We start from the raw sequence: 10,743 nt of genomic DNA, 5'->3' as shown, positions 1-10,743 counted from the left end.
CGGGCCCCGGTGGGGGGGGGGGGGGGCGGGGGGGGGGGGCGGGGCCGCGGGGGGGGGGCGGGGGGGGCGGGGGGGGGGGGGGGGGGGGGGGGGGGGGGGGGGGGGCGGGGCGCGGGGCCGGGGGGGGGGGGCCGTCCGGGATAGGCATGATTTATGGCGCCCGCTCCGGGGTGGTCCTGCGCAGCGGCACCGCGCGCCAACAAATCACGTTTTACATCCCGGACGACACCCCACCCCGACCCCGCCCCTGCGACCCCCGGCACAGCAGCCCCCAAGCCATCTGCTTCTCGCAGCCAACCCAGCGCCATCTGCCTCGGCAAACAAACGCAGCCCCGTCCGCGCCCGCAGCAACACCCCTCCCCGCCGGTGCCCGCAGCCACCTCCAGCCCCACCGGCACTCGCAGCCAAACCCAGCCTCGCCGGCGTTTGAGGCGCGGGGGTCCGGGGGCTGGCCCCCGGGAACGGCGCCGCACGTGAACGGCTGCGCAGCGACGCCCGGCCCCGGCGGCACGCTCGCAGACACACACTGCCCCGCCGACGCCCGCAGCCACCTCCAGCCCCGTCGGCGCTCGCAGCCAAACCCAGCCTCGCGTGCGTTTGAGGCGCGGGGGTCCGGGGGCTGGCCCCCGGGAACGGCGCCGCGCGCGAACGGCTGCGCAGCGACGCCCGGCCCCGGCGGTGTTCGCAGCCATACTCAGCCCCGCCGGCGTTTGAGGCGCGGGGTCAGGTGGTGCCGAGCCAGGTGCCGGCTGTGTAGGTGACCGTCATGGCCAGGGCGCCGCCCAGGACGTTGCGGGCGATCGCTCGGGGAACCGGCGCCCCGCCCAGCCGTGCGCTGAGCACCCCGCACAGGGTGAGCGCCGCCAGCACCGCCGTCACCGTGACCGGCACCCGCCCCGACGCCCCCGGCAGGACGATCGCCAGCAGCGGCAGCACCGCCCCCACCGTGAAGGCGACCAGACTCGCGGCCGCCGCGTGCCACGGGTTCGCCAGCTGGTCCGGCTCGATCCCCAGTTCCACCCGCGCGTGCGCCCTCAGCGCGTCCCGCTCCGTCAGCTGCTCCGCCGCCTCCCGGGCCAGCCCCCGGTCCAGGCCCCGTTGCATCAGCAGCTCGGTGAGTTCGTCCAGCTCCGCCTCCGGCTCCTGCGCCAGCTCCCGCCGCTCCACGTCCAGCGCGGCCCGTTCGGAGTCCCGCTGCGAGCTGACCGACACGTACTCCCCCGCCGCCATCGACAGCGCGCCCGCCAGCAGGCCGGCCACCCCCGCCGTGAGGATCGCGGTGCGCGAGGTGGTGGCCCCGGCCACGCCCACCACCAGGCCGGCCGTCGAGATGATCCCGTCGTTGGCCCCGAGCACCCCGGCCCGCAGCCAGTTCAGCCGGGTGCTGATCGCCGCGCTCCGCGTATCGGTCACGGGACCACTGTGGTGGGCCCCGCCCGCCGGGGCCACCCGGCGTGCGCGCCCCCGTTCCCGGGACCAGGGTGGAGGGGTGAGACGCGGACGGGAGGACCTGGGCAGCCTGCACGGCACGCCGCCGCCCCGCTGGGCCCGCTTCGCGCCCGCGGTGGCGATGGTGGTGCTCTGCCTCGCCCAGTGGGCGACCCCGGGCGACATCGAGCTGGGCTACTTCCTGGCCGCCCTGCCCGCCGTGGCCGCCTTCTCCTACGGGGCCGCCGGCACCGCCGTCTACGCCGCCATGGTGCTGATCCTGCTCGGCGTGCCCGGGCTCGGCATGGGCCACGCCAAGGGCTCCGACCTGGCCACGGTGGCCAGCGTCGGCGCCCTCAGCGTGGTCATCTCCTGGGTGCGCCGGCGCCGGGACCACCAGCTGGTCAGCGTCCGTACCGTCGCCGAGGCCGCCCAGATGGCGGTACTGCCGCCGGTGCCCGAGCGGGTGGGCCGGGTGCGCTGCGCCGGGCTCTACCGCGCGGCCCAGCGCGGCACGCTGGTCGGCGGCGACCTGTACGACGTACGGGCCGGGCCGTACGGGGTGCGGGCGGTGGTGGCGGACGTGCAGGGCCACGGCCTGGCGGCGGTCGGGACGGTGGTCGCGCTGCTCGGCGCCTTCCGGGAGGCGGTGCTGGACGACGCGGAGCTGACCGGGGTCGCCGCCCGGCTGGACCGCCGGCTGGCGGCGGACGCGGCGGTGGACTGCACCCCGCACGCGGAGCTGTTCGCGACGGCGGTGCTGCTGGAGTTCCCGCCCGGGCGGGACCTCGTGCGCATCGTCTCGTGCGGGCATCCGCCGGTGCTGCTGCTGCGCGATTTCGCGGTCTCGGAGGTGGAAGTGGAACCGGGACCCCCGCTGGGGTTGGGGCTGGCCCCGCCGGGCCCCCCGGCGATGGCAGAACTTCCCCTGCTGGCCGGCGACCGGCTCCTCGCCTACACCGACGGGGTCACCGAGGCCCGGGACGCGGCGGGGTACTTCTACCCGCTGGCCACCCGCCTCCCGGTGCTGGCCGGCGAGCCGGCGGGCCTGGTCCCGGCGGTGTGGCGGGACCTGGCCGCCTTCACCGGGGGCGGCCCGCGCGACGACGTGGCCCTGTTGCAGCTGTCGCCCGTTCTGGAGTGACGCGCGTGACCGCGCCGTACTGATCAGATGACCGGCACGTAACAGTCGCCCTTTTCGCCCGTTTTCCATGGTTTCCTCGGCGGAGTCCCCACTCGAACACGGAAACGGAAAGCCGAGGCCCCCCGATGCGCGCACCGTACAAGCACCGCCGACGGCTCCGGGCGGCCACGGCGTCGGCTTCCGCCGCCGCCGTGGCCCTCCTGGCCGGAGCGCTGCTCCTCGCCGCCGCACCCGACGGCAGCGCCCACGCAGGCTCCTGGACCGGCTCGGTGAGCGCCGTCGCCGGAGCCGGCCCGACGGCGGCCCCGGCGACGCCTCAGACGCTCTCGCGGATGAACGAGCGGACCATCCTGCAGGTGAGGTTCGACGGGCGGTGAATGCCGACCCGCACCGCCATCGTCCGTATCTTGCGGTTGGTGGCGCGCTTGGCCTCGTACGTCCCGGTGTCGAGCAGGGAAATCGCCAGCCGCATCGCCTTGAGGCGGCGGTTGTGGTTCTCGTACCACTCGCGGGGCAGCCCCGCCGGCAGGGGCTTCTTCTTGGGCATCGAAATGATCGCGGCAGCGGCCATCTACAGCCTCCCAAACGGTAGTTGGCTTCCTGTCGTGCTTCCTCGATTTTACCGGGGGGCACTGACAAAAGCCCCTGGCCAGACGGAGTCTGACTACCCTGGCCGCCATGGAGATCTGGATCAATCCCGCCTGCTCGAAGTGCCGTGCCGCGCTGACCCTGCTGGACGCGGAGGGCGCCGAGTACACGGTGCGCCGCTACCTGGAGGACGTGCCCTCCGAGGACGAGATCCGCGAGGTGCTCGACCGCCTCGGACTGGAGCCCTGGGACCTCACGCGCACCTCCGACCCCCTGGCGAAGGAGACCGGCGTACGGGACCTGCCGCGCGAGGCGACCGACACCGCCCGCCGGGCCTGGATCGCCCACCTGGCCGCCCACCCGAAGCTGATCCAGCGCCCGGTCATCACCGCCGAGGACGGCACCGCCGTGATCGCCCGCTCGGACGAGGCCGTCCGCGAGGCGCTCTCCCGCAAGGCCACCTGACCGCCCCCGCCCTTCATCCCGCCCCCACCCCGCGCCTCGTAGGGTGGGCCCGTACCGAAAAGGAACAAACCGACACGAGACACACCAAAGGATCCCCCGTCGTGACCGAGCAGTCGCCGCCGCAGCCCACCACCGTGCCGCCGCACACCGCCGGAGGGCAGCCGATCCCGCCACCGCGGCGGGGGGCCGACTGGATGTTCGGCGGGGTGTACGGAACCGTCCTGGCCAGCGGCCTGCTGGCCGCGCTGGACCAGAAGGGCGGGGAGTACACGCCCTTCTACGACGCCGCCTGGGTCCTGGTCACCGCCGCCACGGCCGCACTCGCGCACGGGTACTCCCACCACATGAGCACCCACCAGCCCGGCTCGGCCGGCCACCGGTGGCGGGTGCTCTCGCGGGCCCTGTGGCACGAGTGGCCGATGATCGTGGCCACCCTGCCCACCGTGCTCCTGCTCCTGATCGCCGGGCTCGCGCACTGGGAGTCGTACGGGGTCACCGCCGTCGGCCTCGGCCTGAACACCGCCCTGCTCTTCGCCTGGGGCGCCTTCATCGCGATCCGGGTCGGCTACCGGCTCGCCCCGGCGCTGCTCATCGGCCTGGCGGACGCCACGATCGGACTGGCCATCATCGTGGCGAACGCCCTGATCAAGTAGCCCCCGGCCGTGATCCGCCGGCACCGGTCCGCCGGAGACCCCCTAGAGCTGGCCCTCCGCCTCCACCAGGATCTCCGTCAGCCGGGCTCCGAACAGCGCCCCGCGCGGGTCCGGGACGCCCGTGCGGGCGGCGGTGAGGAGCGCGTCCAGGGCGCGCCCGTAGGCACCCGGCACATCGCTCCAGTCGGGCAGCGAGAAGACGCCCTCGGCCCCGCGCAGTTCCAGCCCCACCCCGGCGGCCGCGCGCGGCGCCCCCAGGCTGAGCACGGCGGTGCTGGCCGCGCCCGAGGCGTGCCGCAGGGCCAGCTGGACCAGGTCGGAGGGGCCCCGGGCGGCGGTGACGGCGGTGACCTCGCCCAGCACCGGGATCAGGACGGACAGCGCGTGCGGGCCGACGTCCCACAGGCCGCCCTTGGCCTTGCGCCAGGGCGAATCGGCGTACGCGCTGGGCGTGCCGTCGGGCGGGAAGACCGCGCCGAGCCAGTGCGCGGAGGCGGTGAACCAGCCGGTCCGCGCGGCCTGTTCGGCGACCCAGCCGGCGGTCGGCTCGGCGAAGCGCAGGGTGAGGAAGACGACGGAGGCGACGCCGTGCCGGGTCGCGGCGTCGGCCACGGCGCGGGCGTCCTCGACGGTGGTCGCGACGGGCTTGTCGAGCAGCAGATGGCATCCGGCGGCGGCCGCGCGCACGGCCAGCGGGGCCTGGACGTCCGGCGGTAGGGCGAAGGCCACGACGTCACAGTCCGCGAACAGCTCGTCGGGGTCTTCGTACACCTTCACGCCGTGCTCACGGGCCAGCGCGGCCGCCGCTTCGGGGCGGCGGCCCCACACGCCCGCGAAGACGGAGCCGGAGTGGGCGGCGAGGGCGGGGGCGTGGGTGCGGCGGGCCCAGGGGCCCGTCCCCAGCAGCCCGACCCGGGGGCGGACGGGGCCGGAGCCCTCCGCGGACCGCTCGTCGGCGGAGTTCACGTCGTACGAAATGCTCACCCGCTCAATATGCCCCACCCGGCCGGGTGTACGGCCGCCGACCCGCACAGCCCGCCCGACCTGCGGGGTAAACCTCGGTAACACGGGCTTCACATACGGGCAACGGATGAGAAATCGCCACCGGGCACCCTGCGGGGGACACCATGGCGAACCGCCGCGCCCCCGGGTGCGGCACCGCAGAGTCAGGATGGCGCCCGTGAGCTACAAGGCCGAGTACATCTGGATCGACGGCACCGAGCCGACGGCGAAGCTTCGCTCCAAGACCAGGATCCTGGCGGACGGCGAGGCGCTGCCGGTCTGGGGCTTCGACGGTTCGAGCACGAACCAGGCCGAGGGGCACGCCTCCGACCGCGTGCTCCAGCCGGTGTTCTCCTGCCCGGACCCGATCCGCGGCGGCTCGGCCGTCCTCGTGCTCTGCGAGGTCATGAACATCGACATGACCCCGCACGAGTCGAACACCCGCGCCCTGCTGCGGCCCGTCGCGGAGAGGTTCGCCGGGCAGGCGCCGATCTTCGGCATCGAGCAGGAGTACACGTTCTTCGACGGCTCGCGCCCGCTCGGCTTCCCGGTCAACGGTTTCCCGGCGGCGCAGGGCGGCTACTACTGCGGCGTCGGCTCCGACGAGATCTTCGGCCGCGACATCGTCGAGAAGCACCTCGACCACTGCCTGGCGGCCGGCCTGAGCATCTCCGGGATCAACGCCGAGGTCATGCCCGGCCAGTGGGAGTTCCAGGTCGGCCCGGTCGGCCCGCTGGAGGTCTCCGACCAGCTGTGGATCGCCCGTTGGCTGCTGTACCGCACGGCCGAGGACTTCAACGTCTCTGCGACGCTGAACCCGAAGCCGGTGAAGGGCGACTGGAACGGCGCGGGCGCGCACACCAACTTCTCCACGAAGGCGATGCGCGAGGACTACCGCGCGATCATCGCGGCGTGCGAGGCGCTGGGCGAGGGCAGCAAGCCGCTGGACCACGTCAAGAACTACGGCGCGGGCATCGACGAACGCCTGACGGGGCTGCACGAGACGGCCCCGTGGAACGAGTTCAGCTACGGCGTGTCCGACCGCGGCGCCTCGGTGCGCATCCCGTGGCAGGTGGAGAAGGACGGCGCGGGCTACATCGAGGACCGCCGCCCGAACGCGAACGTCGACCCGTACGTGGTGACCCGCCTCATCACCGACACCTGCTGTTCGGGCCTGGAGCGCGACGGCCTGCTCTGACCGGCATGCGATACGCGTGACGGCCCCGGACGGACGGGAGCGGCCGCCGGGGCCGAGGGTTTTGTCGGGAATATTGCGACCTGACGACACCTTGATTGCTGAATATGAGATTCCGCTCCACCAAGTGAGACGGGGTCTGCCCTGGACCCCGTACATCTGCTTGAATGACGCCCATGGCCAGCCATTCGCACTCCTCGACAGGTCGCGGCGACCTCGAGCCGTTCTGGCCGTCCCGTCAGGACCACGATTTCGACCGGGTGTGTTGCCGCGCGAAGAACGCGCCGGCCCCCTAAAGCCCTCCGGGACCTGACGAGCAGACCCTCCCGGGGCCTTCGGCCCGCGCGGTACGACAACGACGACTACGTCACACGTACGTCTCCTGCCGACCACTCCGCGTGAAAGAGCTGACCACTCATGGCGAACACCCGCTCCCTCACTTCCGCCGCCTCCGCCGCGACCTCCGCCCCCCTGACCTTCCCGCCCAGTCCGCGCCACCGGCTGCGGGCCGTGGACCGGGACGAGGTGGCCCGCGTCGTGGACCTGCTCCCGCCCGGCGCCACCTGGCTCCCCGCACCGCAGCACGCCCTGCCGACGCTGCCGGGGCAGCCGCCGATGGTCGGCTACCTGGTCCTCGTACCGGCCGACCAGCAGCCGATCGCCTTCGCCCCGCAGTCCGTTCCCGCCCCGTCGGCCCCGGCCGCCGGCGCGGCCCCGGCCCCCGCGGGCGACTCCCTCGTCCGCATCGACCCGGCGCAGCGCACCGCCGAAGTGGACGGCGAGGTACTGGACCTGACGTACCTGGAGTTCGAGCTGCTGGCCCACCTCGTCGCGCACCCGCACCGGGTGCACAGCCGCGACCAGCTGGTGACCACCGTGTGGGGCTACGGGCACGTCGGTGACGGCCGGACGGTCGACGTCCACATCGCCCGGCTGCGCCGCAAGCTGGGCGCGGCCCACCGAGGTGCGATCCAGACCGTCCGCCGGGTGGGCTACAAGTACGCACCCTGACGCGGAAGCGGGCCCGCACTCCCGAGGGGAGTACGGGCCCGGGCCCGCCGAGCCGGCGCCGGGCCTCAGCCCCGCGGCGCCACGGCCCCCTTGCCACGGCCCGCCACGAGGCCGAGGACCACGTCGACGGCGAGGAAGGCGAGCAGGCTGATCCCGAGGAGCGGGACGAACCAGCCGACGACCGCCGTCACGCAGGCGAACGGCAGCAGCACGGTCACCGGCAGCTTCCGCCAGGCGCCGCGCGGCTGCGCGCGGCCCACGGAGAGCCGGCGGTCCTTGGTGGGCCTGCGCATCCACCACATCCGGTAGCCCCACACCACGAGGAACATCACCGCGACGGCGAGCGCGGCCAGCAGGAGCTGGTTGACGATGCCGAGGGTCAGGCCCATGTGCAGGTCGATGCCGAAGCGGGTGAGCTGCGCGAGCAGCGGATAGTCCGCGAAGCGCAGTTCGTCCATGACCCGGCCGTCGGCGGGGTCGACGGCGACGGAGTCCAGGTGCACCGGCAGCGTCTTGTCGTTCTCCTTGACCACGTAGCCCTTGCCGGCCGCGGGCAGGGTGACGCGCAGGTTCTCGGTGACCCCGGCGGCCCGGGCGGCGGCGACCGCCCGGTCGATGCCGACGTCCGCGGTCGGCGCCGGCGGCGGCATCTCCATGCCCTCGGTCATGACGTGGCCGGCGTGCTCGTCGGAGCCGGCGGCGGCGCCGGTGGTGAGGGCGGCGGACACCGACGGGGTGGCGCCGCCGAGCCGGTCCTGGAGCCGGCCGATGTTCTCACCGGCGTAGCGCGACCAGGTCAGGCCGGTGGCGGAGAGGGCCACGAGGCCGACGGCCGCCCACAGCCCCACGGTGCCGTGCCAGGACAGGACGCGGCGCCGGCCGGTGGCCTTGCGGTCGGGACGGACCAGGTCCGCCCGGCGGGAGCGGCGGCGGCCGGCCCACAGGGCGACTCCGCCCAGCGCGACCACCCAGAGCCAGCTGGCGGCGAGTTCGCTGTAGTTCCGGCCGAACTCGCCCAGCTGGAGGCTGGAGTGGAACTCGCTCAGCCATGCCCGCAGCGGCAGCGCGTCACCGGCGGTGGTGAGCTGCCCGCGCACGTCGGCGGTGTACGGGTCGACGAAGACGGTGAGGGTCTCGCCCTCCCCCAGCCCCGGGCGCTCCATGATCACGCGAGTGGTGGCGTCGGCCTCGGGAGCGGGCCAGACGCCGATCACCTTGCCCTCGGGGACGGCGCCGCGGGCGGCCTTCACCTGGGTGCTGAGCGGTACGGAGGCCGCGCCGACGTGGGGCACCGTCAGCTCGTCGGAGTAGAGGATCTTCTCGGCCTGCCACGAGCCGGCGTACAGCAGGCCGGTGGCGGCGGCGAGGAACAGCAGCGGGGCTATCAGCAGGCCCGCGTAGAAGTGCACGCGCAGGAGCAGCGGCCGCAGGGCGGCCCAGCCGGTGCCCGCGGCGGAACGGGCGGGGGCGGCGGCGGGTGGGGTGGACGGGGTCGGCGGGTTCTCCGGGTCCCGGGCGGGGACGTCGTGGAGTTCGTCGAGGGACATGTGGGTCCTCAGGGGTTGGCGAAGACATGGGTGGAAGGCCCCGGGTCTCGCCCCTCCCGTCGACGGACGGGGATGCGCCGGTCAGGCGCGGGCAGGACGACCGGGGGCCGTGGCGCGGACGTACCGCGCTCCGGGCGGACCCCTGCGGACCGCGGTGTGGGCGTGGACGGCCCCGCGCAGGCGGCGTGGCCGTACGTACGGCGGGCAGTGCGCGGGCGGCGCCGGTACGAGGGCCACCCGGGTCCGGACCAGCGCGAGCGCGCGGGCGAGCGGCCGGGCGGCGAGCAGCGCGGTGGCGCCGAGGGTCCCGGCCAGCCGGAAGACGGCGGCCTCGCCCCATGCCAGCCACGCGGCGCAGAAGAGCCCGGCGAGGAGGTGGACGGCGATCATCCCGAAGCCCCCGCGCCCGGCCATCCCGAACACCCCGGCCACACCATCCCCGGCCATATCGGCCATCCCGGCGACGGCGTGCACGCCCGCGTCGGCCACACCGGCCATGCCGGAGGCCCCGTGGGCGGCGGCATCGGCCATGCCGTGTGCGTCGGCAGCACCGTGGGCGGCCATGGCGTCCAGGCCGGAGGTTCCGTGGGCGGCGGCATCGGCCATGCCTTCCATGCCCGGCATGCCGGAGGCGCCGTGCGCGGCCAGGTCCGCCATGCCGTGCGCGTCGGACGCACCGTGGGCCGCCGCGCCGGGCGGGCCGGGGGCGTGGGGGTGGCCGGGGGTGTGCGCCGCCGGCATGCGGTGCGCGCCGCTCGCGGAGAAGGCCAGGTGCAGCGCCGCCTGGGCGCCGAGCAGCGCGGCGCCGATGCCGACGGGTCCGCAGCGCCGCCAGGTGGCTGGCCAGGCGAGCCCGGCCGTCACCGCGAATGCCCCCAGAAGCCACCCGAACGGGATGTCCATCCCGGACATGGACGAATGCCCCACCGCAGCCAAAGTCACGCACACCGCCGCGAACATCGCGGCCCGCGTGGCGCGCATCGGGGCGCGGTGCCGGGTGTCAGACATGTCCCGGTCATGCTCCCACGGGGCCCGGTGCCGAGCACCACGGGGCCGTATCCGATCATGAACGGGTGAATCCACTGCCGAGCCCCTGGCCGCTGCCGCTGAGCACGCTCTACACCGGCGGGGTCCACCTCGGTTCCCACGCCCTGGAGCGGCTGGCGCCCGCGGAGCGGGAGCGGGTGCTGCGCGCCTGCTCGACGAACGTCGACAATCTCGACTCCGGCCGCTGGGAGACCCTGCTGACCAGCGCCTGCGTGCTCGAAGAGCCCATGCCGCTGCCCTACGCGCTCCTGCTGGTCGCGGTGCTGGGCTATGCGGAGTACGCCTACGGGGCCTGGTGGACCGCCGCGGTGTTCCTCTTCGGGCACACCGCGGCGACCCTGCTCGTCCACGGGGTACTGCGGCGCACCGCCGACCGCGAGACCCGGCGGGCCCTGGACGTGGGCGCGAGCTACGGGCTCAACGCCGTGCTCGGCGCCCTGACCTCGGCCCTGCCGCGCGGCGCGGTCCGCACCACGGCCCGGGCGGGCCTGCTGGCGCTCGCCGTGCGGCCGGTGCTGCGCCGGGAGCGGACCTTCACCGACGCGGGGCACCTGGTGGCGCTCGGGCTCGGCATCGGGGTCTCGCTGGCCGTCGATTGTCTTTCCCGAAGGAATCATCGGAAAATCGCTCTTGCGTGACCCTTTTGTGGCCCTTGCCATGAAC

11 protein-coding genes are annotated in these 10,743 nt (G+C 74.6%); 6 read left to right on the top strand and 5 right to left on the bottom strand.

Features of this window, described 5'->3' with window-relative positions; genetic code table 11:
- Positions 1-723: 723 nt before the first annotated feature.
- Positions 724-1,413: a VIT family protein gene (locus ACFYYT_RS31425; protein WP_351827979.1), complete on the bottom strand. Its 690-nt coding sequence runs from the start codon at positions 1,411-1,413 to the stop codon at positions 724-726.
- Positions 1,414-1,489: 76 nt separating this feature from the next.
- Here ACFYYT_RS31425 and ACFYYT_RS31420 point away from each other — a divergent pair, with 76 nt between their 5' ends.
- Positions 1,490-2,572 (top strand): PP2C family protein-serine/threonine phosphatase, encoded by a 1,083-nt coding sequence (locus ACFYYT_RS31420; RefSeq protein WP_351827977.1) that lies wholly within the window; start codon positions 1,490-1,492, stop codon positions 2,570-2,572.
- Positions 2,573-2,888: 316 nt separating this feature from the next.
- Here the strand turns inward: ACFYYT_RS31420 and ACFYYT_RS31415 are convergent, their stop codons facing one another.
- Positions 2,889-3,143 (bottom strand): hypothetical protein, encoded by a 255-nt coding sequence (locus ACFYYT_RS31415; RefSeq protein ID WP_351827974.1) that lies wholly within the window; start codon positions 3,141-3,143, stop codon positions 2,889-2,891.
- A 107-nt stretch (positions 3,144-3,250) separates the two neighbouring features.
- On the opposite strand from ACFYYT_RS31415, the gene ACFYYT_RS31410 reads away from it, so the two are divergent.
- Both ACFYYT_RS31410 and ACFYYT_RS31405 read left to right on the top strand, forming a co-directional pair.
- The gene (locus ACFYYT_RS31410; RefSeq protein ID WP_351827972.1) at positions 3,251-3,625 is read left to right on the top strand and encodes an ArsC/Spx/MgsR family protein; all 375 of its coding nucleotides are present in this window, start codon (positions 3,251-3,253) and stop codon (positions 3,623-3,625) included.
- A gap of 101 nt (positions 3,626-3,726) precedes the next feature.
- Positions 3,727-4,278 (top strand): hypothetical protein, encoded by a 552-nt coding sequence (locus tag ACFYYT_RS31405; RefSeq protein ID WP_351827970.1) that lies wholly within the window; start codon positions 3,727-3,729, stop codon positions 4,276-4,278.
- Between the two features lie 42 nt (positions 4,279-4,320).
- On the opposite strand, the gene ACFYYT_RS31400 is transcribed toward ACFYYT_RS31405, so the two are convergent.
- A complete protein-coding gene (locus ACFYYT_RS31400; RefSeq protein WP_351828017.1) occupies positions 4,321-5,244 on the bottom strand; it encodes a Gfo/Idh/MocA family oxidoreductase in 924 nt (307 codons plus the stop codon).
- A 214-nt stretch (positions 5,245-5,458) separates the two neighbouring features.
- On the opposite strand from ACFYYT_RS31400, the gene glnII reads away from it, so the two are divergent.
- Both glnII and ACFYYT_RS31390 read left to right on the top strand, forming a co-directional pair.
- Positions 5,459-6,478, top strand: coding sequence for a glutamine synthetase (glnII, locus tag ACFYYT_RS31395; RefSeq protein WP_351827967.1), 1,020 nt, complete (start codon positions 5,459-5,461; stop codon positions 6,476-6,478).
- Between the two features lie 414 nt (positions 6,479-6,892).
- Complete coding sequence (locus ACFYYT_RS31390) at positions 6,893-7,486, top strand: winged helix-turn-helix domain-containing protein (protein ID WP_351827964.1); 594 nt, start codon at positions 6,893-6,895, stop codon at positions 7,484-7,486.
- A 65-nt stretch (positions 7,487-7,551) separates the two neighbouring features.
- Here ACFYYT_RS31390 and ACFYYT_RS31385 read toward each other — a convergent pair whose 3' ends face one another.
- Both ACFYYT_RS31385 and ACFYYT_RS31380 read right to left on the bottom strand, forming a co-directional pair.
- Positions 7,552-9,033, bottom strand: a complete 1,482-nt coding sequence (locus ACFYYT_RS31385; RefSeq protein ID WP_351827961.1) for a PepSY domain-containing protein — start codon at positions 9,031-9,033, stop codon at positions 7,552-7,554.
- A gap of 81 nt (positions 9,034-9,114) precedes the next feature.
- On the bottom strand, positions 9,115-10,041 hold the full coding sequence (locus ACFYYT_RS31380) for a hypothetical protein (protein WP_351827958.1): 927 nt from the start codon (positions 10,039-10,041) through the stop codon (positions 9,115-9,117).
- A gap of 65 nt (positions 10,042-10,106) precedes the next feature.
- On the opposite strand from ACFYYT_RS31380, the gene ACFYYT_RS31375 reads away from it, so the two are divergent.
- Positions 10,107-10,718 (top strand): rhomboid-like protein, encoded by a 612-nt coding sequence (locus ACFYYT_RS31375; RefSeq protein ID WP_351827955.1) that lies wholly within the window; start codon positions 10,107-10,109, stop codon positions 10,716-10,718.
- The last annotated feature ends 25 nt before the right edge of the window (positions 10,719-10,743 follow it).

It is taken from the genome of Streptomyces sp. NPDC002032 (assembly GCF_042890765.1).
Taxonomy (GTDB): Bacteria; Actinomycetota; Actinomycetes; order Streptomycetales; family Streptomycetaceae; genus Streptomyces.
The sequence above is the reverse complement of the archived record's forward strand: the minus strand, read 5'-3'. Positions and strand labels throughout refer to the sequence as shown.